Consider the following 24,693-nt stretch of genomic DNA (forward strand, 5'->3'; position numbering starts at 1 on the left):
GAAACCACTCAGCGCCGATGATAGTGCAGCCTCGCTGTTGTGCGAAAGTAGGTCATCGCCAGGCTCTTAATACCAAAACCCCCGAAGGAAATACCTTCGGGGGTTTTTCTTTGCGCGGGTGACCCTAATCCTTGGGCGATCGGTCCGCGCGGCGGGCGAGGTGCAACAGTGCACGGCGCAGGCGCGCGTCTTCGAAACCTTCCGCGGCCTGGCGCAGTGTTCGGGCGGCCTCTGCACTCAGCTTCTCCCGCTGTTCCGGCGGCGCCTGCCGTTGTTCGGCGATCTTGATGCTCACTCTTGCCGGGCGAATGCCGGTGTAGGCCTCCGCGGCGTCTTGCAGCCGGCGTCCGAGATAGCGAAGTTGGCTCGCCCACAGGGAAGAGTCCGCGACCAGCACCAATTCCTGCGCGTCCAGGCGTGCAACCTGCCATTTGCCACGCAAGCTATCGGGCAGTGCGTCCTGTTGTAACTGCCTGGTCAGCATGGCGAGCTGGCGGGCCCGCTGACGTATCTGCCCCAGGGGGCTGTGCTGGCTGCGTAGCCAGTGGTGGGGCGGCTGGGCGTGTGGCGGTTTGGCGTTGGGCATAGCGGGGTCGGTAATAATTTGCCTGCTCTTGCAGTATAGTAAGCGGTTTTCCGGCAGGTGCCGAATCCGGCGGCTGTCAGCCTACAGCAGGACTGGAATCCGACTATGCTCAGCGCCATTGCGAAGAAGTTGTTCGGTAGCCGTAACGATCGTCTGGTCGGCCGCTTGCGTAAGCTCGCGGAACGGATCGGTGACCTGGAGGCCGAGTGCGAAGGGCTTTCCGACGAGGAGCTGAGTGGCCGAACGCAGGCGTTTCGCAAGCGGCTAAGTCAGGGCGAATCCCTGGACGATCTGTTGCCGGAAGCCTTCGCCACCGTCCGTGAGGCGGCTAAACGCGTCCTGGGAATGCGGCATTTCGACGTTCAGCTCGTAGGCGGCATGGTGCTGCACCAGGGCAAGATTGCCGAGATGAAGACCGGCGAGGGCAAGACCCTGGTCGCAACCCTGGCCGTCTACCTCAACGCACTGGCCGGCAAAGGCGTGCATGTTGTGACGGTGAACGACTACCTGGCGCGCCGGGATGCCGATTGGATGGGCAAGCTCTACCGCTTTCTCGGCCTGAGCGTCGGGGTGGTGGTGCCGGGGATGGAGCAAGAGGCCAAGCGCGAGGCCTATCTGGCTGATATCACCTACGGGACCAATAATGAATTCGGCTTCGACTATCTGCGTGACAACATGGCGTTTCGCAAGGAAGACCGAGTGCAGCGCGAACCGTATTTCGCGGTTGTCGACGAAGTGGATTCCATCCTCATCGATGAGGCGCGCACCCCGTTGATCATCTCCGGTCCGGCCGAGGACAGCGCAGACACTTATCAAGCGATGAATCGCCTCGTGCCGAAACTGCGGCGTCAGGAACACGAGCCTGAAGAGGGCGAGGAAGCTGAAGGCGACTACTACGTCGATGAGAAGGCTCGTCAGGTGTACCTGACCGAGGAAGGTCATGAGCACGTAGAGCAGGTACTTCGGGAGGCCGGCTTGCTGGAGGAGGGTTCCAGTCTGTACGACGCTCGCAACATCGGCCTGGTTCACCATTTGAATGCCGCGTTGCGGGCTCATGCCTTGTACCAGAAGGACGTGCATTATCTGGTGCGTGACGGCCAGGTGGTGATTGTCGATGAGTTTACGGGCCGCGCCATGGCCGGTCGACGCTGGTCGGAAGGGCTGCATCAGGCGGTAGAAGCGAAAGAGGGCGTGCAGGTGCGCGCCGAGAACCAGACCCTGGCCTCCATCACTTTCCAGAATTACTTCCGGCTCTACGAGAAGCTTTCCGGGATGACCGGCACGGCTGACACCGAGGCCTTCGAGTTTCAGCAGATCTACGGTCTCGAAGTGGTCGTGATCCCCACCCATCGGCCCATGGCGCGCGTCGACCACAACGATCTGGTCTACCTCACCCAGAAAGAGAAGTTCAACGCGATCATCGAGGATATCGCCGATTGTCAGCAGCGCGGGCAACCGGTGCTGGTGGGTACTACCTCCATTGAGGTCTCGGAGTATCTGAGCGGTCTGCTCGACAAGCGGAAAGTTTCCCACGAGGTGCTCAACGCCAAGCAGCATGAACGGGAAGCCACAATCATTGCCCAGGCCGGGCGGCCCGGCGCGGTGACGCTGGCCACCAACATGGCCGGCCGTGGTACCGATATCATGCTCGGGGGTAATCTGGACGCGGAACTCGACAGCCTGGATGTCGCCTCCGACGAGGAGGCGCGCCAACAGGTTCGCGACGGCTGGAAGATGCGCCACGACCAGGTGTTGGCCGCCGGCGGGCTGCACGTGATCGGCAGCGAACGTCATGAGTCTCGACGCATCGACAACCAGCTTCGCGGTCGCTCGGGCCGCCAGGGCGATCCGGGCTCCACCCGGTTCTATCTCTCCCTTGAGGACTCGCTGTTGCGTATCTTTGCCTCCGAGCGTGTCACCGGCATGATGCAGCGCCTGGGCATGGAGGAAGGCGAGGCTATCGAGAGCGGACTGGTCTCCCGAGTCATCGAGAACGCCCAACGCAAGGTGGAAGGGCACAACTTCGATATCCGCAAACACTTGCTGGAGTTCGATGATGTGGCCAATGATCAACGCCGGGTGGTGTATCAGCAGCGTAACGAGCTGCTGGAGGCCGACGAGATCGAGGACATCATCCGTGGGTTGCGGGAAGACGTGATCCACCAGCTGATCAGCGAGCACGTGCCGCCGGGTTCTATCGATGAGCAATGGGATGTAGCCGGTCTCGAAGAGGCGCTCGAGCGTGAACTTGGCTTGAAGCTGCCGGTGCGGCAGTGGCTGGACGACGAAACCGATCTGCACGAGGAGCCGCTGCGCGCGCGCATACTCCAGCAGGCCGCCGACCTTTACGCGGAGAAGGAAGCGCTGGCTGGCAGTGATGTCCTACGTCAGTTCGAGAAATCGGTGATGCTGCAGGTGCTGGATACCCAGTGGAAAGAACACTTGGCCGCCATGGACTATCTGCGCCAAGGGATTCACCTGCGCGGCTATGCCCAGAAGAACCCCAAGCAGGAGTTCAAGCGCGAGGCCTTCGAGATGTTCAGCGAGATGCTGGACAACATCAAACGCGAAGTGGTCAGCCTGCTGTTGAGGGTCCAGGTGCGGGCCCAGGAAGACGTGGCCGCGGTGGACGAGCAGCGCCGCCCGCAGGGGGAGATGCAGTATCAGCATGCCGACGCCGGCGGTCTGGGCGCCGACGAGGAAGCCGACCAGGTGCAGCGGCGCGAGCAACCCTACGTGCGCGACCAGAAGGTGGGACGCAACGACCCCTGCCCCTGCGGCTCCGGCAAGAAGTACAAGCACTGCCACGGGCGTTTGCAGTAAGGAGCCGCGGGTGAGCGAACAGTCGATACACCCGGTGCCCGGCCTGCGGTTGGGTGCCGTCGCCGCCGGGATCAAGAAACCCGACCGGCGTGATCTGGTGGTGATGGAACTGGCGCCGGGCAGTCGGGTGGCTGCGGTCTTTACCCGCAACCGCTTTTGCGCCGCACCGGTGCATGTGGCCCGAGAACACCTCGCCCGGGGTGAGCCGCGCTATCTGCTGGTCAACACCGGTTACGCGAATGCCGGAACCGGGGAGCAGGGCCTGCGCGATGCCCGGGCCTGCTGCGCGGCGCTGGCCCGGGCGGGTGGCTGCGCGCCGGAGCAGGTGCTGCCTTTTTCCACCGGGGTGATAGGTGAAGCGCTGCCCGTGGAGCGCATCAGCGCGGGCCTTCCAGCGGTGCTGGAGGCCTTGGCGGGCGATGGCTGGCGAGAAGCCGCGAGCGGGATTCTCACCACCGACACCGTGCCCAAACTCGCCAGCCGTGAGTTTCGCGTCGATGGCGTGCGCTGCATCCTCACCGGCATGGCCAAGGGGTCGGGAATGATTCGCCCCGATATGGCGACCATGCTCGCCTACGTGGCTACCGATGCAGCTCTCCCCCAGGCGCTGCTGGACCGTGCGCTGCGAGAGGCGGTTCATCTGTCGTTCAACCGGGTAACCGTGGACGGTGATACCTCTACCAACGATGCCTGCGTGCTCGCCGCCACGGGGCAAGGCGAGTTGCGGATCGAGGAAGAGGGTGACGCCTACCGGGCGTTCCGCGCGGCGCTCACCGAGCTGTGTGTGGAGCTGGCCCGTGCCATTGCCCGGGACGGCGAAGGTGCGACCAAACTGGTCAATGTGCACGTCGATGAGGCGCTCAACGAACTCGAAGCGGCCCGGGTGGCTTTCACCGTGGCGGAGTCGCCGCTGGTAAAGACGGCCCTGTTCGCCAGCGACCCCAACTGGGGGCGGATTCTCGCGGCGGTGGGCCGTGCCGGAATCGACGATCTGGACGTCAGTCGGGTGCGGATCTACCTGGATGAGCTTTGCATCGCGCGCGACGGTGGTCGTGCGCCGGATTACCAGGAGTCGGCGGCCGCCGCCCGTATCGCCGGCAGCGAGGTTACCATCCGTGTGTGCCTTGGCCGCGGCGTGGCCAAGGGCACGGTCTGGACCTGTGATTTCAGCTACGACTACGTGCGCATCAACGCCGAATACCGTACCTGATGCCGACGCTGCATGTGGCCGCAGCGGCCATTTTCGATTCCCTGGGTCGGGTGCTGATCGCGCGCCGGTCGGCACATCGCCATCAGGGCGGGCTATGGGAGTTCCCGGGCGGCAAGATCGAACCGGGTGAGAGCGTGCAACAGGCCTTGTGCAGGGAGCTTGAGGAAGAGCTGGGTATCAGGCCGCTCGATGCCCGCCCCCTGATACGTATCCCCCACCGCTACCCGGACCGGGAGGTCGTGCTCCATGTGAGGGCAGTGCGCCGCTGGCACGGTGAGCCTCGTGGTCTGGAGGGCCAACCATTGCGCTGGGTCACAGCGTCCGAGCTGAATGATTACGATTTTCCCACTGCCAACCGGCCCATCGTGCGCGCGGTGCAACTTCCCGATCAGTATCTGATCACCCCGGATCCTGCCGAGGTGCCCGCCTTTGAACAGCAGCTGGATGCCGCGCTGAGGCGCGGCGTGCGCCTGCTTCAGCTACGCGCTCCCTCCTTGGGCGATGCCGCCTACGCGCGCCTGGCCGAGCGCCTGTTGCCGCGGGTTCATGAGCTGGGGGGGAAGCTGCTGCTCAATGCCGATCCGGCGCTTTGTCTGTCGCTGGGCGCCGACGGCGTGCACTTGAACGCGCGACGCCTGGCGGCGGCCCGGCAGCGGCCCCTGCCGAGCGGCTATCGAGTGGCGGTGTCCTGTCACGACGCGTCGCAACTGGCGCGGGCCGCTGCGTTGGACGCGGACTTCGCGGTGCTCTCGCCGGTGTGCGCCACCGCCAGCCACCCCGGCGTCGAGCCTATGGGCTGGGAATCGTTCGCCGCGCTGGTCGCCGACGCGGCATTGCCGGTCTATGCCCTGGGTGGTCTGAGCCCGGCCGATACGGCGCGGGCAAGGGAAGCGGGCGGTCAGGGAATTGCCGCTATACGAGGTCTCTGGTCTAGGAGCTAGGCGGCTCCCTAACCATCTCCAGGCGGCCGCACGCCCAAGGAACCAGCGTGCAGTCCTGCTAGTCTTCGTTCGCTGGGCGTGTGCCCGGATCAGCCAGCCGACCCACCAGTTCTTCGTCCAGCTCGGCGCCGGGGATGCTGTGGCGTTCCGTGAACCAGTCGTTGAGATCAGCCATGCGGCAGCGCTTGCTGCAAAAGGGCCGATAAGGCGAGGCCGCGGACCATTCGACCGGTGCGCGACAGTTGGGGCAGGGAACGGTGGTGCTCATGGAGTGATCTCGAAGTTCAGATCATGCAGCATTGCAGATGAAAGTGGACGGTGTCGCTCACCCGCTCCGCCCGCCCGCCCCCATCGGCGGTGGCCTGCAGGAAGCGTACGGTGATGAAATGCTTGCTGCCGCTGATCACCGCGTGGCAGCGCGATTCCGCAGGCAGAAGCACGCGTATCAACTGGCCGGGGGCGCCCGCGGGCAGCTTGCGTTGGTAGCTGCCGTCCTCGGCGTTCAATGACTGGATGTTCGCGCTCTGACGGTACAGGCTCAGCACCGTTTCGCCGGCTTCGCGCAGTTCCGAAAGCGTGCTCAGCCAGCGCTGTAACTGCTCCAGGCGCTCCCGCGGATGCCGATGCAACCAATGATGGTAGGCCGGCAGGTCGAAGCCGCAGGTGCCGCCGGCGACTCCAGAGCGCTGGAGGACGGCCACCAGCAGTTCGTCCTGCTTGAGCGCGCCGCCCGGTGCGCCCGGTAGCGCCTTGAGGCGCCGGTTGCAGCCCTCCAATCGCTGCAGTAGCGCATCGAGTTGAGCGTCGTCCACCCCAGGCTGGCGGCGCAGGGGGGCGAGGACGCCCAGCAGCCGGTCCAACTCCTTGTTCAGTTCGCTGCGCAGATCGCCACGTCCGAGCAGTTCCATCAACTCCACCAGCGTGTGTACGCCCAGCCGGCTGTGCCACGGGCTCTCGCCCTGCAGCGCGAAATCCGCTTGCCGGAACAGAAATTCCAGGCGTAACAGGGTGCGAGCACGTTCGTTCAGCGGTTGCTCGTAGGCCGTAACGGCTTCTTCTGCGTTGGACTCCATTGGCATCCTGCCCTGATCCCAGCCAATAAGCCGCACATTGTCGCCCAGGGGGGCGCATGGTGAAAGGGGCTCAGGGGGTGGCCGCCAGGGAATTGATCAGTCCCCCGCCAGGCGAAGGTACGCCTGATGCAGCGCCTCCACGTCCGCCTGCAGCCGTTTCAGGTCGCTATCGTTGACGATTACATCGTCGGCGATGGCCAGCCTCGCGCCACGCTCCGCCTGGGCGGCAAGCATGGCTTCGGCCAACTCCGCGCTGCCGCCGTCTCGGGCCATCAGGCGCTGTCGTTGAGTCTCCCGGGGGGCGTCCACCACCAATACCCGGTCGGCCAGGCCCTGCATGCCGGTTTCCACCAGCAACGGGATCACCAACAAGGCATAGGGCGCATGGAGTGCGCGCAATTGTCCTCGCAGACGCTCGCGGATCAGCGGGTGGAGCAGGGCATTCAGCCGGGCGCGGGCCTCGGGGTGTTGGAAGATGTGCTCTCGCAGGCGCGCCCGATCCAGGCGGCCCCGATTGTCCAGCATGCTCTCGCCAAAGGCTTGACGGATGCCTTCCAGACCCGGTTGGCCGGGTGCTACCACTTCCCGGGCCGCCACGTCCGCATCCACCACTGGGACTCCGAGGGCCGCGAAGCGGTCGGAGACCGTGGTCTTTCCGCTGGCGATGCCGCCGGTGAGGGCCACGACCAGCACGTCGCCCGCCTACAGCCCCGCCCAGCGGAAATACAAAGCGGTGAACTCTTCGCGCCAGAGCAGCGCCAGCCAGCCGGCGGCAGCGAGGTAGGGGCCGAAGGGAATGGGAATGTTGCGATCGCGCCCGCGCAGTATGATCAGCGCGATGCCCACCACGGCGCCCACCAGCGAGGAGAGCAAGACGATCAGTGGCAGGCTCTGCCAGCCCAGCCAGGCGCCGAACACGGCGAGCAGCTTGAAATCCCCGTAGCCCATGCCCTCCTTGCCGGTGAGCAGGCGGAACAGGTGGAAGATCAGCCACAGGGCAAGATAACCCGCCGCCGCGCCAATCACCGCATCCGGCAGGCTGGTGAACACGCCGCCTACATTGACCAACAGCCCCAGCCACAGCAGCGGCAGGGTGATGTTGTCGGGCAGCAGTTGCTCGTCGAAATCGATCACACTCAGTGCGACCAGCGACCAGGTCAACACCAGGGCGAACGCAGTCTCCCAGCCGAACCCGAAGCGCCAGGCCACCAACGCGGACAGCAGCCCGGTGGCCAGCTCCACGGCCGGGTAGCGGACCGGGATGCGGCGCTTGCAGGCGCTGCAGCGACCGCGCAGGAAGAGGTAGCTGATGAGCGGGATGTTCTCCCAGGGGCGGATACGATGCCCGCAGCCGGGGCAATGGGAGGCCGGGGCGACCAGGTTGAAGGGCGCGGCCGCTTTGTCGGTCTCGGTTTCACCGAAAAGTGCCTCGCACTGGCCCTTCCACTCTCGCTCGAGCATCTTCGGCAGGCGCAGGATCACCACATTCAGGAAGCTGCCCACCAGCAGCGACAGCAGGAAGGCCGCCAGTACGAAGGCGGCCGGGTTCTGTTGTAAATAATACAAGACGCTTAGACCACCTGGCCCATCTTGAAGATCGGCAGATACATGGCGATGACCAAGCCGCCCACCAGGACGCCGAGAATGGCCATGATCAGGGGCTCCAGCAGGCTGCTCAGGCTGTCGATGGCATTGTCCACCTCTTCCTCGTAGAAATCGGCAACCTTGGCCAGCATGTCGTCCAGGGCACCGGATTCTTCACCGATGGCGACCATCTGCACCATCATGTTGGGGAACAGGTTGCTCTGACGCATCACGGACTGCAGCTGTTGGCCGGAGGAGACGTCATCCTTCATCTTCAGCGTCGCTTCCTGGTAGACCACGTTGCCGGTGGCCCCGGACACCGACTGCAACGCATCCACCAGGGGTACGCCGGCCGCGAACATGGTGGAGAGGGTACGGGCAAAGCGTGCCTGGGCGGCCTTGTTGAGAATCACGCCAACGATGGGTAGCTTGAGCGCAATTCGATCCAGCAGATGCGCGAACTTCTGCGAGCGGCGCTTGCCCTGTACGAAAGCCACGATTACGCCCACGGCGCCGAACAGCATCGCCCACCAGTAGCTCTGGAAGAACTCCGAGAGGTTCACCACCATCTGGGTGAAGGCCGGCAGGTCCGCGCCGAAGCCGCTGAACAGGTCTTCGAACTGGGGTACCACATAGATCAGCAGGATGGCGGTGACCACGAAGGCCACCACAATAACGGCGGTAGGGTAGAACAGCGCCTTCTTGATCTTCTTCTTGATGGACTCGGTCTTTTCCTTGTAGGTGGCGATCTTGTCCAGCAGGGTATCCAGCACGCCCGCCTGCTCGCCGGCCTGGACCAGGTTGCAGAACAGTTCGTCGAAGTGGTACGGGTGCTTGGAGAGTGCTTCCACCAGCGACGCGCCGCCTTCCACGTCGGTCTTGATCTTCATCACCAGGTCCTGCACGCCGGCGTTCTCGTGGCCGCGGCCGATGATGTCGAAGGCCTGCACCAGCGGCACGCCCGCATCGAGCATGGTGGCCAACTGGCGGCTGAACACGGCGATATCGGCGGTGGTGACCTTCTTCTTCTTGCCGGCGCTGGAGAACAGCGTGGATTTCTTCACCACCTTCTTGGCGGCGATGCCCTGGCGGCGCAGTTCGGCGCGCAGCATGGTGGGATTGGTGGCCTGGCTCTCGCCCTTGACCTTCGAACCTCGCTTGTCGACACCTTCCCAACTGAAGGTGGACAGTTTGATCGCTTTTTCTGCCATGGCTCCGTGTCTCTTGTGCTTGTTATGCCGCTGTTATTATTCGACGGTTACGCGGTTGACTTCGGTGAGGCTGGTCACGCCCTGCATGACTTTTTTCAACCCCGAGCGGCGTAGGTCGTCTATGCCTTCCTTGCGCGCCTGATCGCCCAGCTGCAGGGAGTTGCCTCCCTCCATGATGATCCGGCCCATGGCCTCGGAGACGGGCATGACCTGATAGATGCCCACCCGCCCCTTGTAGCCCTCGGCGCACTGGTCGCAGCCCACCGCGTCGTAGAGGGTGAGCCCGTCCAGGTCCTCTTCGAGAAAACCTTCCTTGAGCAGTGCGTCCCGGGGCACTTCCACCGGCGCCTTGCAGCTGTTGCACAGCCGCCGGGCCAGGCGCTGGGCGATGATCAGGCTCACCGAGGAGGCGATGTTAAAGGCCGGAACACCCATGTTCGCCAGGCGCGTGAGCGTCTGGGGGGCGTCGTTGGTGTGCAGGGTGGAGAGCACCATGTGCCCGGTCTGTGCCGCCTTGATGGCGATCTCGGCGGTTTCCAAATCACGGATTTCACCGACCATGATCACGTCCGGGTCCTGGCGCAGGAAGGCCCGCAGGGCCGAGGCGAAACTCAATCCGGCCTTCATGTTCAGGTTCACCTGGTTGATGCCTTCCAGGTTGATTTCCACCGGGTCCTCGACCGTGGAGATATTGCGATCCGCGGTGTTGAGGATGTTCAGCGCCGTGTACAGGGATACCGTCTTGCCGCTACCCGTCGGGCCGGTAACCAGCACCATGCCGTAGGGCTTGTGGATGGCGTCGACGAAGCGTTCCTTCTGCTCCGGCTCGTAACCCAGCGCATCGATGCCCAGTTTGGCGCTGGAGGGGTCCAGGATACGCAGGACGATCTTCTCGCCGAACAGGGTGGGGCAGGTGTTGACGCGGAAATCGATGGCCCGGGTCTTGGAGAGCCTCATCTTGATGCGGCCGTCCTGGGGTACACGGCGCTCGGCGATGTCCATCTGCGACATGACCTTGATGCGCGCGGAAATGCGGTTGGCCAAAGCGATGGGCGGTCCGGCCACCTCGCTCAGCATGCCGTCCTGGCGGAACCGTACCCGAAAGCGCTTTTCATAGGGCTCGAAGTGTATGTCCGAGGCCCCCTTCTTGATTGCGTCCAACAGTACCTTGTTGACGAAGCGCACCACCGGCGCGTCGTCCGCGTCGGCCTCGGTGACCGCCTGCCCGCCCTCGTCCTCGTCACCGCCGGAAATGTCGAGATTGTCCAGATCCGCGTCCAGATCCATGCCGGACATGGCGCCCAGACCACCATCGGCGGCCTCCAGCGCCTTGTCCATGGCGCGCATGAGCTTGTCTTCTTCCACCAACACCGGGTCGGTGGTCAGGCCGGTGTGGAACTTGATCTCGTCCAGTGCGTCCAGGTTGGTGGGGTCGGAAACGGCCACGAACAGCCGTTTGCCGCGCTTGAGCAGCGGCAGGGCCCGGTGGTGGCGAACCAGTTTCTCCTTGACCAGTTTGACGGCGGCCACATCCGGTTCCATGGCGTCCAGGTCCATCACCGGCACGCCGAACTCCTGGCTACCGGCCTCGGCGATGGCCTTGGCGGCGACCAGCTTCTTCTCCACCAGGTGGGCGACCAGCGGGGTGCGGGCCTTCTTGGCTTCTTCCGCGGCGCGCCGGGCGGTTTCCTCGTCGAGCAGGCCGTCGCGCACCAGGCGGGCGGCCAGTCCGCTGAGCCGTATGGAAGGGTTCACTGTTGCCATATGGGGTTTTGATCTCGCTTTGCGCGGCGGCGTGTGCTTCGGTCCATGGTTTTTATTATGGGTGTTCGTGAAGTTCCGTTACGGGGAAACTTCATGTTCCAAGGTTTCGAATATAAACCATAAAATCTCCCTCAACTAGGAAGCGGGACACGTCTGCCCGAGTCTCTGCTCAGGAGGACAAGGCTTCGCTGGCGAACACATCCGCCGGTTCCTGCATGAAATAGCCCTGGATGTATTCCACGCCACATTGCCAGAGCACGGAGAGATTCCCCGCGTCTTGCACCAGCGGGGCGATGGTGCGCGCGCCGGTGCTGCGCGCTTGGGCCACCAGAGTCTGGATGCGTTTCTGCTGTTGCACATCGGTGGCGGCGGCGCGAGTAAGGTTTCCGGCGAGCTTGATGTAATCGGGCTTCAGGGTTTGCAACAATTCCAGGCTCTGATTGCCGTCGCTGACATGCTCCAGGGCCACGCCGCAGCCCAGATCACGCAGCGCCCGCACCAGTCGGGCGCTTTCCGACAGGCGCGTGATCGCTGTGGATTCAGGGATCTGCAGCACCAGCTGCTCGGGGCGCACGGCGTTCTCCCGTACGCACTGGGCGATGTGCTTGGCGATGTCGGGGTTGGATATGCTTTCGGCGAACAGCTTGACGAACAAAACCGGCGCGGTCTCCCGCTGGCTGCCCAGTACCTCGGCGGCGCGGCTGAGCACCCAGCGGTCAAGCTGCGGCTCCAGCCCGGCCCGCGCCACGGCAGGCAGAAATTCCCGGGGCAGAATGTCGTCCCCGTCTTCACTGCGCAGGCGCAGGAAGACCTCATAGAAGCTGCTCGGTTGGCCGGAGAGGCTGGCAACAGGTTGGTAGACCAGGCGGAAGTGTTGTCTCACCAACGCCTGGCTGACCCGTTTGTGCCACTGCTCCAGGAGAGCCTGGTCGGCTTCGCTGCGCACCGCCTGGTCGCCGGCCTCGCCGCCCGCGAGTTGCAGCGCCTGGGTAGCGCGGTCCAGCAGTTGTCCCGGGTCCGCGTCCGCCGCGCTCACTACCGTCATGCCCAGGCGCGCGCTGGCGGGGAGTTTGCTCATCTGGCTATCGATTTCGCTCGCCAGTTGCTCCAGCGCGGAAGCATCCAGACCGTGCAGCAGCAGGCCGATGTCGCCATCGCTCAGGCGGGCGGCCAGACTGGCCGGGGGCAGCAGGCGGTGCAATTGCTCGGCGGCCTCCACCAGCAGCCCGGGCAGTTGCGCTTGATCGCCCTCCAGGCGCAGCAAGGCGAGCGCCGCGTTGGTGCCGGCCCGCCGGGCCGCCAGGGTGTGACGCAGGGTTTCGTAAAAATGCTCGTCGTTGTAGAGGCCGGTGAGCGGTTCGCGCCGGGCCAGGTAGCGCCAGGCGCTGCGCAGATCCCGTGCGCGGCCCACCCGGTGATGAATGATGGCGGCCAGGTCAGTGGCGGCCACCGGCAGACCCAGCAGGCTGTCCACGCCAGCGACGATGGCGGCATCATCCAGGCTGCGTTTGTCTGCCGAGGTCAGCAGGATCACCGGCAGGCCCTGGTAGCTCGGGATCTGGCGCAGCGCCTGTACCAGCTCCAGGCTGCACTCCGGTGTCTCATCGGCGTGGAGCAGCAGCAGATCCACGGCTTCGCGGCGCAGGGTTTCCAGCAGTTGATCGCTGGTATCGCAGTCCAGCAGCCGAATGCCGGCCGCCTCCAGCTTGTCGCGCTCGACGGGGGCGCAGCTCCCAGGCTCCTCCAGCAACAGGGCGGTGGGCTGCTCGGCGCTGTCCGCGGCAAGCAGTTGGCTCAGGCGATGCAACAGGGCTGTGCGATTGAGCGGCCAGTGGAAAAAGCCGCTGCCATTGGCGCGTATGGCCCGCAGCCGGGTGCTCATGTCGTCCTGGCGCGAGACGAAAATATGCGGGGCCTGGGGCGCGGCCAGCGGTTCCTCGCCCAAGGCCTCCAGCTCCGCGATCACCGCCGCCGGCGGCAGGGTTGCCGCTGCATTGCCCATTACCGCCGCACTGACGAAGTGCCGTGCCTTGTAACCGTAATGACGCAGATCCAGCGCCAGGGCCTCGCCGACGGTGCCGTCCTGGAACAGCAGATAAATCGGGCCGCTTTGATCCCCCATGGGTAAAGGCATCCCCTGCAGTTTGGGTTCTTGTTGTCTTTTCCGAACCGCAAGGATAGGCCCCGCGAGCGCTTCGGGTAAAGCGCGGTTCCGGTGGGGGCCGGGCAGGCGCTCAGGGCGGGGCGAGTCGCTTCAGGAAATCCGCCAGCATGGGCTCGCTCAGTTCGCCCAAGTGCGTGTCGACCAGTTGCCCGTCGGCGTCATAGAAGAAGGTGGTGGGTAGGCCTCGTGCGCCGGTCTGCTCGGAATACTGGTGGAGCGGGTCCAGCAGCAGGTTCTCCAACTGCAGGCCTTGACCGTGCAGGTAGCGGCCGATCGAGGCGCGGTCTTCGCCTTGATTGACGAAAACAATGTGGAGGTTCGCATGTTGGCGCTGGGCTGCCTGCAGCACTGGCATTTCCCGCCGGCAGGGCGGGCACCAGGTGGCCCAGAGGTTCACCACCGTGGGTTTGCCGCGGAAATCGCGCAGCGCCATCCACTCGCCACTCAGGCTCTGAAGGTCCAATTCCGGCAGGCCGGGACCGGCTTGCTGCAATTGCTGGTTAAGCCAGGCGAAGGCCGCCCAGGCCAGCGCCGCCGTCGCGATGAGGGTGAGTAGCGCCTTGCGCAGGGCGGCGCGTTTGCCGCGCGCCGTGGCGTAGACCATGCTGCCGATTACTCCTGCCCAAGCGGAAAAGCCACCCTGCCACAGGTAGAGGGTTTCCAGGGGCCGTTGCTGGAAGTAGTCCGCGTGACCCAGCGCATAAGCCAGCCGCGCAGTGATGAGGCCGGCCACCAGGCTTTGCCAGAGCAGTGATTCCAGCCCGCGGTGGCCGCGCCGTTCCCACAGGCGGGCGGCGAGCAGCGCCAGAATCATCAGCGCCACCGCCACCAGGCGGGGGATGGCCAGCGCCAGTGGGCCGAGGGTGATGCTGTTCATGGCTCCCACGACAAAGGCCGCCCGGTATTGCTACCGCGGCGGCCTTCGATCTTGTGCCTGGTCGGGGTGAGAGGATTCGAACCTCCGGCCCCTGCCTCCCGAAGACAGTGCTCTACCAAGCTGAGCTACACCCCGAATTGTCGATCTAGTGAGAGCGATCCACCGCTGATTTGGCGACCTGTTCAAGCGCTTGCCGATACGGGTTGGCCGGCAAATGCTCCAGACAGGCCAAGGCGGCATCCGTCTCCCGCTGAGCGAGGCGGCGAGTATAGGCAATGGCTCCGGTGTTTTCAATCGCTTCGCGCACTTCCGCCAGGCGCGACACGTCACCCTGTTCGATGGCTATGCGGATCGCCGCCGCCTGCGCCGCGGAGCCGGTGCGCATGGCGTAGATCAGCGGCATGGTGGGTTTGCCCTCGGCCAGGTCGTCGCCCACGTTCTTGCCGATCTCCTCGGCACTGCCGGTGTAGTCCAGCAGGTCATCCACCAGCTGGAAGGCTGTGCCCACGTGGCGGCCATAGTCGGCCAGCGCATCGGCCACTACCTGCGGCTGATCGCTGATCACCCCGCCGAGCCGGCAGCCAGCTTCGAACAGCGCCGCTGTCTTGCGGTAGATCACCTCCAGGTAGCGCTCTTCGCTGACATCCGGGTCGTTGCAGTTGAGCAGCTGCATCACCTCGCCGGCGGCGATGGTATTGGTGGCGGCCGCCAGCACGGCCATCACATCCATGCGACCCACTTCCACCATCATCTCGAAGGAGCGTGAGTAGAGGAAATCCCCCACCAGCACGCTGGCTTCGTTGCCCCAGATGTGGTTGGCGGTGTCACGGCCGCGGCGCAGCTCGGAGGCGTCCACCACGTCGTCGTGGAGCAGGGTGGATGTATGGATGAACTCCACCACCGCGGCGAGCTGTATGTGATCCTGACCGGTGTGCCCGCAGGCCCGCGCGGCCAGCAGCACCAGCAGGGGGCGCAGGCGCTTGCCGCCACTGTTTATAATGTAGGCGCCCAGCTGGTTGATCAGCGCCACGTCCGAGCTCAGCCGAGTCTGTATCAGCCGGTCCACGGCCGACACGTCGTCCGCCACCAGTTCACGCAGCGCGTTGATATCCATTGCCGATCGAAAGGCCCACAGCGGAAGGGAAGCCGCATGCTAGGAAGGGCGCGGAGGGGTGTCAAGAAAGCGAGGTGTCGGCGTTGACCGCGGGGCTAGGAGTCGCTAAGATTCCGCGCCTTGACTTGGCTGCCCTCTCGGCGGCCAGCGAATGGAATTCAACGGAGAACGGGCCATGTACGCCGTCATCAAGACCGGAGGCAAGCAGTACCGCGTCGCCGAAGGCGACAAGCTGCGCATCGAGAAGCTGAACGCCGAAGAAGGCGCCACCGTGGATTTCGACCAGGTTCTGCTGGTCGGCGAAGGTGATAACGTCAAGGTCGGCGCGCCGCTGGTGGAAGGCGGCAAGGTCACCGCCGAGGTCGTGCGCCAGGGCCGCGCGGACAAGGTGGAGATCATCAAGTTCAAGCGCCGCCACAACTACAAGCGCACCCAGGGGCATCGGCAGAGCTTCACGGAAGTGAAGATCACCGGCATCTCCGCAGCCTAATCGACTGAGAGGACAAAGCTCATGGCACATAAAAAGGCAGGCGGCAGTACTCGTAACGGTCGCGATTCAGAGTCGAAACGTCTTGGCGTGAAGCGCTTTGGCGGGCAGGCGGTAATCGCCGGCAACATCCTGATCCGTCAGCGCGGCACCCACTTCCATGCCGGCGAGAACGTCGGTCTGGGTCGGGATCACACCCTGTTCGCCAAGGCCGACGGTCACGTGGTCTTCGAGCGCAAGGGGCCGAAACAGCGTCGCACCGTGAGTGTGCGCCCCGCGTAAGGCTCGGCCACAAGCATAGTGCGAAAGCCCCGTTCCTCGAGCGGGGCTTTTTTGTATGGGGTAATGTGCCGCCATGAAATTCGTCGATGAAGTCACCATCAAGGTGGCCGCCGGGGACGGCGGCAATGGCTGCGTGAGCTTCCGCCGGGAGAAGTACATCCCCAAGGGGGGGCCGGACGGTGGTGATGGCGGCAAGGGCGGCAGCGTCTGGCTGCAGGCCGACGAGGGGCTCAACACCCTGGCGGATTTCCGCCACACCCGTCACTTCAAGGCCCGCCGCGGCGAGAACGGCATGGGTCGTCAGTGCAGCGGCGCCAAGGGTGAAGACATCGTGGTGATGGTGCCCATCGGCACCCTGGTCTACGACCGGGAGACCGGCGAGCAACTGGGGGATCTGCTGGAGCACGGCCAACAGCTCCTGGTGGCCCAGGGCGGCCGGGGCGGCTTGGGCAACATCCACTTCAAGAGCTCCGTCAACCGGGCTCCCCGCCGCGCCACCTCCGGCACCGAAGGCGAGCGCCGGGAGTTGAAGATGGAGCTCAAGCTGCTGGCGGATGTGGGCTTGCTGGGTATGCCCAACGCCGGCAAATCCACCTTGATTCGGGCGGTCTCCGCCGCGCGGCCCAAGGTGGCCGATTATCCTTTCACCACCCTGTATCCGAATCTGGGCGTGGTGAGCGTGGGCGCCGGGCGCAGTTTCGTGGTGGCCGATGTGCCCGGGGTGATCGAAGGCGCGGCCGAGGGCGCGGGGCTGGGGGTGCGTTTTCTCAAGCATCTGAGCCGCACCCGCCTGATTTTGCACCTGGTGGATGCGCTGCCGCTGGATGAGAGCGTCTCTCCGGCGGAGCAGGTGCGCAAGATCGCCGACGAGCTGCGTCGCTTCAGTCCTGAGTTGGCCGAGCGGGAGCGCTGGCTGGTGGTCAACAAGCTCGACCTGCTGCCCGAGAGCGAGCGTCAGTCCCATGTGGATGCCCTGTGTGCCGAGTTGGGCTGGCAGGGGCCGGTCTACGCGGTCTCGGCGCTCAGCGGCGAGGGCACCGAGCGGCTGAGTCAGGATGTGATGACCCGCCTGGAAGCGATGTGGGCGGAAGAAGAGGAACAGGGCCGGAATGAGCGGACGGAGCAGTAGCGAGCGCTGGGTGGTCAAGGTCGGCAGCGCCCTGGTCACCGACGACGGGCGCGGGCTGGACCGCACACGCATCGCCGCTTGGGTAGAGCAGATTGCCGAGCTGCGCCGGCGGGGGCTTTCTGTGATTCTGGTCTCTTCCGGTGCCGTGGCCGAGGGCATGCAGCGTCTGGGCTGGCGGCAACGCCCGCGCGCCGTTCACGAGCTGCAGGCCGCCGCCGCGGTGGGGCAAATGGGTTTGGTGCAGGCCTACGAGGCGGAGTTCCAGCGCTACGGTCTGCACACCGCCCAGGTGCTGCTCACCCATGAAGATCTGAGCAACCGTCGGCGGTATCTGAATGCTCGCAGCACATTGAAGACCTTGCTGGAGCTGGGTGTGGTTCCCGTGGTCAACGAGAACGACACCGTGGTTACCGACGAAATCCGCTTCGGTGACAACGACACCCTGGCCGCGCTGGTGGCGAACCTGGGGGAGGCGGATCAACTGGTCATTCTCACCGACCAGCAGGGCCTCTACGACGGTGACCCGCGAAGCAACCCCCACGCTGCTCTGGTGCGCGAGGCACGGGCGGGTGATCCGTCCCTGGATGCCATGTGCTCCGCCGCGGCGGGCGCCGTGGGCAGTGGCGGAATGTTGGCCAAGGTGCGTGCCGGCGCCCGGGCGGCACGCTCCGGTACCGTGACCCGCATCGCCTCCGGGCGAGAGGAGCGGGTGCTGCTGCGCCTGCAGGAAGGGGAGGCGCTGGGAACTCGGCTGAGCCCCGCCGCCGAGCCGTTGGCGGCCCGCAAGCGCTGGCTGGCCGGGCAACTGCAGCTGCGCGGCAAGCTCTGGCTGGATGCCGGCGCGGTGCGGGTGTTGCGCGAGCAGGGCCGCAGCCTGCTGGCCGTGGGTGTTAGCCGGGTGGAGGGCAGGTTTTCCCGCGGCGAAGTGGTAGCCTGTCTGGGCCCCGATGGCGTCGAGGTCGCACGTGGCCTGGCCAATTACGGCGCGGACGAGGCGCGTCGCATTCAAGGGCGCGGCAGCGACGAGATCGAGAGCCTGCTCGGTTATGTGGGCGAGCCGGAACTGATCCACCGGGACAATCTGGTGCTCACCGGTTGAGCGTCTCCCTGGTTGACATAAGCGGCTCCCGCAAGAATAATGACCGCCCTTTCTGGATTCCGATTCTTTTGGTAGGAGTTTAAGCCTTGGCTAACATCGCGTCCGCAAAGAAGCGTGCCCGTCAGGCCGAAGTACGTCGGCAGCACAACCAGGCCCGCCGCTCGATGCTGCGCACCGAGATCAAGAAGGTGCTCAAAGCTGTGGAGAGCGGTGACAAGGCCCAGGCTGATGCCGCCTTCAAGACCGCTGTGCCGGTTATCGACCGCATGGCCACCAAGGGCCTGATCCACAAGAACAAGGCTGCTCGCCACAAGAGCCGTCTGAACGCCAGCATCCGCGCCCTGGCCTAACGGCCGGCGCCGAATCGAGGAAGCCGCCTGACCGGGCGGCTTTTTCGTGGCCGGGTGTTTTCCAGCCGGGCCTTGCTATGATCTGGCCTTCGCTCGGCCGCGAGTAGATCCATGCTCAGATCCCTGTTCACCTTTGGCTCCTGGACGCTGCTCTCGCGGGTGCTGGGCTTGGTGCGGGATGTGGTGATCGCCACCTTCTTCGGTGCGGGCGCGGCCACCGACGCCTTCTTCGTCGCCTTCAAGATTCCCAATTTCGGTCGACGGCTGTTCGCCGAGGGGGCCTTCTCCCAGGCCTTCGTGCCGGTGTTGAGCGAATACCGCCTGCACCGCTCCCTGGAGGAGGTGCGCGCGCTGATTGCTCGGGCCTCGGGCACCCTGGGGCTGGTGCTGTTGGCGCTGACCCTGATAGGCGTGCTGGGCGCCCAAGGAGTGATGGCCCTGTTCGCCCCGGGCTGGCTGGCCGATGACCCGACCAAGTTCGCCATGGCCGTGGACATGCTGCGGCTCACCTTTCCGTATCTGCTGCTGATCTCCCTGGTGGCCTGTGCCGGGGCGGTGATGAACACTTACGGTCATTTCGGCATGCCGGCCTTCGCACCGGTGCTGCTCAATCTGTGTCTGATCGCTGCCGCCCTCTGGTTGCAGCCCTACTTCCAGCAGCCCATCTATGCGCTGGCCTTCGCCGTGTTCGTCGCCGGGGTGCTGCAGCTGCTGATTCAGCTGCCGGTACTGCGCCGCCTGGGCGTGCTCAGCTGGCCGCGCTGGGGCTGGAAGGATTCCGGCGTGCGTCGGGTGCTGCGGCTGATGGGGCCGGCGGTGTTCGGCTCCTCGGTGGCGCAGATCAATCTGCTGATGGACACCGTGCTGGCGTCCTTCCTGATCACCGGCAGCATCACCTGGCTGTATGTGTCGGACAGGCTGATGGAGTTCCCGCTGGGTATCTTCGGCGTGGCTCTGGGTACGGTGATCCTGCCCCGGCTCTCCGGTGAGCACAGCAGCGCCCGGCCCGCGCAGTTCTCCGCCACCCTCGACTGGGCGCTGCGCCTGACCGTGTTGATTGCGCTGCCCGCGGCGGTGGGGCTGATCATGCTCGCGGGGCCGATATTGACCACGCTATTCCAGTACAAGGCCTTCTTGGCCGCCGATGTCTACGCCGCGCGCCTGAGCCTTTTCGCCTACGCCGCCGGGCTGTTCGCCTTCATCCTGGTGAAGGTGCTGGCGCCGGGCTACTTTGCGCGCCAGGACACCCGCACCCCGGTGCGTTTCGCCGCCTTCAGCTTCCTTCTCAACATGGTGTTGAGCGCCCTTGCCGTCTACCGCCTGCACGACACCGCCTACGGGCATGTGGGCCTGGCCTCGGCCACGGTGGTGGCCGCCGGCGCGAATGCCTGGATGCTGTTCCGCGGCCTGCGCGCCACGGGGGTGTATCAGCCCCGCGACGGCTGGGGCCTGTACGCCGGGCGCATCCTGCTGGCGGTCGCCGCGATGGCGATCGTGCTTTACTGGCCTGCGCGCGAACTGCACAGTTGGCTGCTGGCGGACGTCTGGGCGCGGGTCGGGCGGCTGCTGTTGTGGGTGAGCGCGGGTGTTGTGGTCTATGGCGCGGTGCTGTGGCTGAGCGGTCTGCGCCCGGGGAGCCTGCGTGCCCCCGCCGCGCATGGCCGGGGGGCTTCAAAGCCCTTATAATGCACGGTTTTGCGGGCCCTGTGGCATGCGCCTGATTCGCGGTTTCGACAATCTGCCCTCCAGCCTGCGTGGCGGCGCGGTGACCATCGGCAACTTCGATGGGGTGCACCGCGGCCATCAGCGCATGCTCGCCGAGCTGCGTGCCCGGGCGGATGAGCTGGGCGGGCCGGCGCTGTTGCTGAGCTTCGAGCCCCATCCGCTGGAGTATCTGCACCCCGAAAAGGCCCCGCCGCGCATTACCCGGCTGCGGGACAAGCTGCTGGCGCTGCGGGGCTGCGGGCTGGACGCGCTGATCTGTCTGCGTTTCGGCCCGCGTCTCGCCGCCCTGGAGGCCGAGGCGTTCGTCCGACGGGTGCTGCACGACGGCCTGGAGGCGCGTTACCTGCTGGTGGGCGACGATTTCCGCTTCGGCCGGGGCCGGGGCGGGGACTATGCGCTGTTAAAGGGCTTGGCGCCGCGCTACGGGCTGGCACTGGGCCGCATGGACACGGTGGCCGAGGCCGGCGGACGCATCAGCAGCACCCGCATCCGTGAACGGCTGGCCGCCGGCGAGCTGGCCGAGGCCGAGCGCCTGCTGGGCCGCCCCTATGCCATTTCCGGCCGGGTAAGCCATGGCCAGCGCCTGGGGCGGGAGCTGGGTTTTCCGACCCTGAACCTGCCCTTCATCGGCATGCGACCACCGCTGCGCGGGATCTTCACCGTGCGGGTGCATGGCCTGGGCGCGCCGCGGGAAGGGGTGGCCAGCATCGGCACCCGGCCCACGGTGAACGGGCGGGGCACGGTGCTGGAAGTCTACCTGCTGGATTTCGACCAGCAGGTGTACGGTCGCCACGTGCGGGTGGAGTTTCTGCACTGGCTGCGCGACGAGCAGCGCTTCGATTCGCTGGAGGCCTTGCGCGCGCAAATTGCCGCCGATGTAGCCGCCGCCCGCCATTATTTCACCGCCTGAACCATTTGCCGCTTAACACTGGGAAACCGACGTGACCGATTACAAGCACACGCTCAATCTGCCGCAGACCGACTTCCCCATGCGGGGCAACCTGGCCAAGCGTGAACCGGAGCGGTTGAGCCAGTGGCAGGGCATGGATCTGTACCGCCGCCTGCGCGAGCAGCGCGCCGGGCGCGAAAAGTGGGTGTTGCATGATGGCCCCCCCTACGCCAACGGCGACATCCACATCGGTCACGCGGTCAACAAGGTCCTCAAGGACATTATCGTCAAGAGCCGCACGCTGGATGGCTATGACGCGCCCTACGTGCCGGGCTGGGATTGTCACGGACTGCCCATCGAGGCGAAGGTGGAACAGCGCCTGGGTCGGGTGGGCGACAAGGTGAGCGCGCGGGAATTCCGCCAGGCCTGCCGCGAGTACGCCGCCACCCAGGTGGACGGCCAGCGCGAAGGCTTCAAACGCATGGGCGTGATCGGGGATTGGGACAATCCCTACCTCACCATGGATTTTCGCATCGAGGCGGATATCCTGCGCACGCTGGCGAAGATCATCGACAAAGGTCATCTGCTGCGTGGCTTCAAGCCCGTGCATTGGTGCCTGGACTGCGGATCGGCCCTGGCCGAGGCCGAGGTGGAATACGAGGAGCGTACCTCGCCGGCCATCGACGTGGCCTTCCCGGTAGCCGACGAGTCGGGATTCCTCGCGCGCCTGAACGTGGAAGCGGACGCCCCCGGCGAGCTGGCGGTGGCCATTTGGACCACCACCCCCTGGACCCTGCCCGCCAACCAGGCCGTGGCAGTCCACCCCGATCTGAACTACGCCCTGGTGGCCTTCGAGCACGAAGGCCGTGCCCGCCGCCTGCTGCTGGCCGAGGACCTGGTGGAGAGCGCGCTGCAGCGCTACGGCGTGGAAGACTACCGCGTCGTTGCCCGTGCCCAGGGTGCGGCCCTGGAGCGCGCCAGCCTGCGCCACCCCTTCCAGGCCCGCGAGGTGCCGCTGATTCTGGGTGAGCATGTGACCACCGATGCCGGCACCGGCGCGGTGCACACCGCCCCCGCCCACGGCGTGGACGACTACAACGTCGGCCAGCGCTACGAGCTGCCGGTGGACAACCCGGTGGACGATCAGGGCCGTTACCGCGAGGGCGTGGCGCACTTCGCCGGCGAGCAGGTCTTCAAGGCCAACCCGGCGATCGTCGCACTGCTCGCCGAGCGCGGCGTGCTGCTGCACCACGAGAAGTTCCAGCACAGCTACCCTCACTGCTGGCGCCACAAGACGCCGCTGATCTTCCGCGCCACCCCCCAGTGGTTCATCGGCATGGACAAGCAGGGCCTGCGCCGCGATGCCGTCCAGGCCATCGACGGCGTGCAGTTCGTGCCCGGCTGGGGCCAGGCGCGTATTCGCGGCATGGTGGAGGGCTCACCGGACTGGTGCATTTCCCGCCAGCGCAACTGGGGTGTGCCCATTGCCTTGTTCGTCCACAAGGAGAGCAAGCAGCCCCACCCGCGCACCGTGGAATTGCTGGAGCAGGTGGCACTGAGGGTGGAACAGGGCGGCATCGACGCCTGGTTCGAGCTGGAGCCCGCCGAGCTGCTGGGCGAGGAAGCCGCGCAGTACGAGAAGGCCAGCGATGTGCTGGACGTGTGGTTCGATTCCGGCAGCACCCATCACGCGGTGCTGGATCGTCGCCCCGAGCTCACCTTCCCCGCCCAGATGTACCTGGAAGGCTCCGACCAGCACCGGGGCTGGTTCATGGCGGCCCTGCGCACCAGCATCGCCATGCGCGGCGTGGCGCCCTACCGAGCGGTCCTCACCCATGGCTTCACCGTGGACGAGAAAGGCCACAAGATGTCCAAGTCCCGGGGCAATGTGGTGGCTCCGCAGAAGGTCATGGACAGCCTGGGCGCGGACATCCTGCGCCTGTGGGTGGCCTCCACCGATTACAGCGGCGAGATGGCCGTCTCCGACCAGATCCTCAAACGGGTGGCTGATGCCTATCGGCGTATCCGCAATACCGCCCGCTTCATGCTGGGCAACCTTGCCGGCTTCGATCCGGCCGCGAATCTGCTGCCACCCGAACAGATGCTCCCGCTCGATCGCTGGATCGTCGATCAGGCCCTGCAGCTGCAGGAACGGTTGCGCCAGGCCTACACCGATTACGAGTTCCACCAGATCGTCCACCGGGTGCACAACTTCTGCGTGCTGGAGATGGGCGGCTTTTATCTGGACGTGATCAAGGACCGCCAGTACACCATGCCCGCCGACAGCACCGGTCGGCGCTCGGCGCAGAGCGCGCTCTACCACGTGGTGCAGGCCTTCGCTCGCTGGCTCGCGCCGGTGCTGAGCTTCACCGCGGAAGAGATCTACGAGCACATTCCCGGCGAGCGGGGCGAGTCGGTGCTGCTGGAGGAATGGTATGAAGGGCTCTTCCCCCTGCAGGGCGAGCTGGATCGTGCCTACTGGGCCCGGGTGCTGCAGTTGCGCGAGGCGCTGAACAAGGAGATCGAGGGCCAGCGCAACGAGGGTCGCATCAAGGCCTCGCTGGAGGCCGAGGTGGATCTGTATCTGCCCGAAGGGCTGTATCAGGACTTCGCCCGGCTGGAAGATGAGCTGCGCTTCGCGTTGATCACCTCCTATGCCCGTCTGCACCCGCTGGCCGAGCGGCCCGCCGACGCGGTGGACGCCCAGCTGGAGGACGGCACCGCCTTCGCGCTGAAGGTCACCGCCTCCGGGCACGCCAAGTGCACCCGCTGCTGGCATCGGCGCGAGGACGTGGGCGCCGTGGCCGCGCACCCCGAGCTGTGCGGTCGCTGCGTCGAGAACGTGGACGGCAGCGGCGAAACGAGACGGTACGCCTGATGAAGCGCTGGCTCGCACTGATCGTCGCGGTGGTGCTGCTGGACCAGCTGAGCAAACAGTTGGCTGAAGCCCTGCTGGTCTACCACCAGCCCTTGCCGGTGCTGCCCTCGTTCAACCTGACGCTGGGTTATAACACCGGGGCGGCCTTCAGTTTCCTGGCCGACCAAGGCGGCTGGCAGCGCTGGTTCTTCGTGGTGCTGGCCATCGTCGTGAGCGTGTTCCTTGGCCGGTGGCTGCGGGAGGTGCGCGACCAGCCCTGGCTGGCGGCCAGCCTGAGCTTGATTCTGGGCGGCGCCATCGGCAACGTGATCGACCGGGCCTTCTACGGCCACGTCATCGATTTCATCGATCTGTATTACGATCGCTGGCACTGGCCCATATTCAACGTGGCCGACATCGCCATCAGCTGCGGCGTGGTGCTGCTGGTCGTGCTGACATTCCGCAGCCCCAGGAACCCGTAGCCGTGATGCAGCGAAGCGGAATCGAGGGCTCCCACCCAACAGAGCC

The 24,693-nt window shown here is 65.5% G+C and carries 22 protein-coding genes and 1 tRNA gene; 12 read left to right on the forward strand and 11 right to left on the reverse strand.

What is annotated here, in order from left to right; all coding sequences use genetic code 11:
- Positions 1-124: 124 nt before the first annotated feature.
- A complete protein-coding gene (locus GBG68_RS10025) occupies positions 125-586 on the reverse strand; it encodes a DciA family protein (protein ID WP_152146874.1) in 462 nt (153 codons plus the stop codon).
- 105 nt (positions 587-691) lie between these two features.
- On the opposite strand from GBG68_RS10025, the gene secA reads away from it, so the two are divergent.
- From secA to GBG68_RS10040, 3 genes are read left to right on the forward strand one after another with little or no spacing between them, the layout of a single operon-like run.
- Entirely contained in the window at positions 692-3,409 is a 2,718-nt protein-coding gene (gene secA, locus GBG68_RS10030) for a preprotein translocase subunit SecA (protein ID WP_152146876.1), read from the forward strand.
- A 10-nt stretch (positions 3,410-3,419) separates the two neighbouring features.
- Entirely contained in the window at positions 3,420-4,619 is a 1,200-nt protein-coding gene (gene argJ / locus GBG68_RS10035; RefSeq protein ID WP_152146878.1) for a bifunctional glutamate N-acetyltransferase/amino-acid acetyltransferase ArgJ, read from the forward strand.
- Positions 4,619-5,560: a Nudix family hydrolase gene (locus GBG68_RS10040; protein WP_152146880.1), complete on the forward strand. Its 942-nt coding sequence runs from the start codon at positions 4,619-4,621 to the stop codon at positions 5,558-5,560. Before argJ ends, GBG68_RS10040 begins: the two co-directional genes overlap by 1 nt.
- A 58-nt stretch (positions 5,561-5,618) precedes the next feature.
- Here the strand turns inward: GBG68_RS10040 and GBG68_RS10045 are convergent, their stop codons facing one another.
- From GBG68_RS10045 to ispB, 10 genes are all read right to left on the reverse strand, one after another.
- Positions 5,619-5,828: a DNA gyrase inhibitor YacG gene (locus GBG68_RS10045; protein ID WP_152146882.1), complete on the reverse strand. Its 210-nt coding sequence runs from the start codon at positions 5,826-5,828 to the stop codon at positions 5,619-5,621.
- Between the two features lie 16 nt (positions 5,829-5,844).
- A complete protein-coding gene (zapD, locus tag GBG68_RS10050) occupies positions 5,845-6,633 on the reverse strand; it encodes a cell division protein ZapD (protein WP_193222299.1) in 789 nt (262 codons plus the stop codon).
- Between the two features lie 96 nt (positions 6,634-6,729).
- Positions 6,730-7,326 carry a dephospho-CoA kinase gene (gene coaE, locus GBG68_RS10055; RefSeq protein WP_152146887.1) on the reverse strand — a complete coding sequence of 199 codons (597 nt, stop codon included), beginning with the start codon at positions 7,324-7,326 and terminating at the stop codon, positions 6,730-6,732.
- A gap of 9 nt (positions 7,327-7,335) precedes the next feature.
- Positions 7,336-8,199, reverse strand: a complete 864-nt coding sequence (locus GBG68_RS10060) for a prepilin peptidase (RefSeq protein ID WP_152146888.1) — start codon at positions 8,197-8,199, stop codon at positions 7,336-7,338.
- Positions 8,200-8,204: 5 nt separating this feature from the next.
- On the reverse strand, positions 8,205-9,428 hold the full coding sequence (locus tag GBG68_RS10065; protein WP_152146891.1) for a type II secretion system F family protein: 1,224 nt from the start codon (positions 9,426-9,428) through the stop codon (positions 8,205-8,207).
- A gap of 36 nt (positions 9,429-9,464) precedes the next feature.
- Positions 9,465-11,192, reverse strand: a complete 1,728-nt coding sequence (gene pilB / locus GBG68_RS10070; RefSeq protein ID WP_152146893.1) for a type IV-A pilus assembly ATPase PilB — start codon at positions 11,190-11,192, stop codon at positions 9,465-9,467.
- Between the two features lie 169 nt (positions 11,193-11,361).
- The gene (locus GBG68_RS10075) at positions 11,362-13,314 is read right to left on the reverse strand and encodes an EAL domain-containing protein (protein WP_152146895.1); all 1,953 of its coding nucleotides are present in this window, start codon (positions 13,312-13,314) and stop codon (positions 11,362-11,364) included.
- A 112-nt stretch (positions 13,315-13,426) separates the two neighbouring features.
- Positions 13,427-14,233 carry a TlpA disulfide reductase family protein gene (locus GBG68_RS10080; protein WP_152146898.1) on the reverse strand — a complete coding sequence of 269 codons (807 nt, stop codon included), beginning with the start codon at positions 14,231-14,233 and terminating at the stop codon, positions 13,427-13,429.
- 58 nt (positions 14,234-14,291) lie between these two features.
- A tRNA-Pro gene (locus GBG68_RS10085) sits at positions 14,292-14,368 on the reverse strand.
- Between the two features lie 10 nt (positions 14,369-14,378).
- A complete protein-coding gene (gene ispB / locus GBG68_RS10090; protein WP_152146899.1) occupies positions 14,379-15,347 on the reverse strand; it encodes an octaprenyl diphosphate synthase in 969 nt (322 codons plus the stop codon).
- A 175-nt stretch (positions 15,348-15,522) separates the two neighbouring features.
- Between ispB and rplU the strand changes: the two genes are divergently transcribed.
- The 9 genes from rplU (at position 15,523) to lspA (ending at position 24,647) form a co-directional block, all read left to right on the forward strand.
- Positions 15,523-15,837 (forward strand): 50S ribosomal protein L21, encoded by a 315-nt coding sequence (gene rplU / locus GBG68_RS10095; protein WP_152146901.1) that lies wholly within the window; start codon positions 15,523-15,525, stop codon positions 15,835-15,837.
- A 21-nt stretch (positions 15,838-15,858) separates the two neighbouring features.
- Positions 15,859-16,116 (forward strand): 50S ribosomal protein L27, encoded by a 258-nt coding sequence (gene rpmA, locus GBG68_RS10100; protein ID WP_152146903.1) that lies wholly within the window; start codon positions 15,859-15,861, stop codon positions 16,114-16,116.
- 73 nt (positions 16,117-16,189) lie between these two features.
- Positions 16,190-17,245 carry an Obg family GTPase CgtA gene (gene cgtA / locus GBG68_RS10105; protein WP_152146905.1) on the forward strand — a complete coding sequence of 352 codons (1,056 nt, stop codon included), beginning with the start codon at positions 16,190-16,192 and terminating at the stop codon, positions 17,243-17,245.
- Entirely contained in the window at positions 17,226-18,344 is a 1,119-nt protein-coding gene (gene proB / locus GBG68_RS10110) for a glutamate 5-kinase (RefSeq protein WP_152146907.1), read from the forward strand. The genes cgtA and proB overlap by 20 nt, the downstream gene beginning before the upstream one ends.
- Before the next feature lie 86 nt (positions 18,345-18,430).
- A complete protein-coding gene (rpsT, locus tag GBG68_RS10115; protein ID WP_152146909.1) occupies positions 18,431-18,694 on the forward strand; it encodes a 30S ribosomal protein S20 in 264 nt (87 codons plus the stop codon).
- 111 nt (positions 18,695-18,805) lie between these two features.
- The gene (murJ, locus tag GBG68_RS10120; RefSeq protein WP_152146910.1) at positions 18,806-20,380 is read left to right on the forward strand and encodes a murein biosynthesis integral membrane protein MurJ; all 1,575 of its coding nucleotides are present in this window, start codon (positions 18,806-18,808) and stop codon (positions 20,378-20,380) included.
- Positions 20,381-20,405: 25 nt separating this feature from the next.
- Positions 20,406-21,329 (forward strand): bifunctional riboflavin kinase/FAD synthetase, encoded by a 924-nt coding sequence (locus GBG68_RS10125; RefSeq protein WP_152146912.1) that lies wholly within the window; start codon positions 20,406-20,408, stop codon positions 21,327-21,329.
- Between the two features lie 31 nt (positions 21,330-21,360).
- The gene (gene ileS / locus GBG68_RS10130; protein ID WP_152146914.1) at positions 21,361-24,186 is read left to right on the forward strand and encodes an isoleucine--tRNA ligase; all 2,826 of its coding nucleotides are present in this window, start codon (positions 21,361-21,363) and stop codon (positions 24,184-24,186) included.
- On the forward strand, positions 24,186-24,647 hold the full coding sequence (lspA, locus tag GBG68_RS10135; RefSeq protein ID WP_152146916.1) for a signal peptidase II: 462 nt from the start codon (positions 24,186-24,188) through the stop codon (positions 24,645-24,647). Before ileS ends, lspA begins: the two co-directional genes overlap by 1 nt.
- Positions 24,648-24,693: the final 46 nt, after the last annotated feature.

The sequence above is a fragment of the Alkalilimnicola sp. S0819 genome (assembly GCF_009295635.1).
Classification (GTDB): domain Bacteria; phylum Pseudomonadota; class Gammaproteobacteria; order Nitrococcales; family WHIW01; genus S0819.

What these genes read in the sequence shown, in the direction of transcription:
- GBG68_RS10025 (WP_152146874.1), bottom strand. Translation starts at nt 586, where the DNA reads ATGCCCAACGCCAAACCGCCACACGCCCAGCCGCCCCACCACTGGCTA.
- secA (WP_152146876.1), top strand. Translation starts at nt 692, where the DNA reads ATGCTCAGCGCCATTGCGAAGAAGTTGTTCGGTAGCCGTAACGATCGT.
- GBG68_RS10040 (WP_152146880.1), top strand. Translation starts at nt 4,619, where the DNA reads ATGCCGACGCTGCATGTGGCCGCAGCGGCCATTTTCGATTCCCTGGGT.
- GBG68_RS10045 (WP_152146882.1), bottom strand. Translation starts at nt 5,828, where the DNA reads ATGAGCACCACCGTTCCCTGCCCCAACTGTCGCGCACCGGTCGAATGG.
- zapD (WP_193222299.1), bottom strand. Translation starts at nt 6,633, where the DNA reads ATGGAGTCCAACGCAGAAGAAGCCGTTACGGCCTACGAGCAACCGCTG.
- GBG68_RS10065 (WP_152146891.1), bottom strand. Translation starts at nt 9,428, where the DNA reads ATGGCAGAAAAAGCGATCAAACTGTCCACCTTCAGTTGGGAAGGTGTC.
- pilB (WP_152146893.1), bottom strand. Translation starts at nt 11,192, where the DNA reads ATGGCAACAGTGAACCCTTCCATACGGCTCAGCGGACTGGCCGCCCGC.
- GBG68_RS10075 (WP_152146895.1), bottom strand. Translation starts at nt 13,314, where the DNA reads ATGGGGGATCAAAGCGGCCCGATTTATCTGCTGTTCCAGGACGGCACC.
- GBG68_RS10080 (WP_152146898.1), bottom strand. Translation starts at nt 14,233, where the DNA reads ATGAACAGCATCACCCTCGGCCCACTGGCGCTGGCCATCCCCCGCCTG.
- ispB (WP_152146899.1), bottom strand. Translation starts at nt 15,347, where the DNA reads ATGGATATCAACGCGCTGCGTGAACTGGTGGCGGACGACGTGTCGGCC.
- rplU (WP_152146901.1), top strand. Translation starts at nt 15,523, where the DNA reads ATGTACGCCGTCATCAAGACCGGAGGCAAGCAGTACCGCGTCGCCGAA.
- rpmA (WP_152146903.1), top strand. Translation starts at nt 15,859, where the DNA reads ATGGCACATAAAAAGGCAGGCGGCAGTACTCGTAACGGTCGCGATTCA.
- cgtA (WP_152146905.1), top strand. Translation starts at nt 16,190, where the DNA reads ATGAAATTCGTCGATGAAGTCACCATCAAGGTGGCCGCCGGGGACGGC.
- proB (WP_152146907.1), top strand. Translation starts at nt 17,226, where the DNA reads ATGAGCGGACGGAGCAGTAGCGAGCGCTGGGTGGTCAAGGTCGGCAGC.
- murJ (WP_152146910.1), top strand. Translation starts at nt 18,806, where the DNA reads ATGCTCAGATCCCTGTTCACCTTTGGCTCCTGGACGCTGCTCTCGCGG.
- GBG68_RS10125 (WP_152146912.1), top strand. Translation starts at nt 20,406, where the DNA reads ATGCGCCTGATTCGCGGTTTCGACAATCTGCCCTCCAGCCTGCGTGGC.
- lspA (WP_152146916.1), top strand. Translation starts at nt 24,186, where the DNA reads ATGAAGCGCTGGCTCGCACTGATCGTCGCGGTGGTGCTGCTGGACCAG.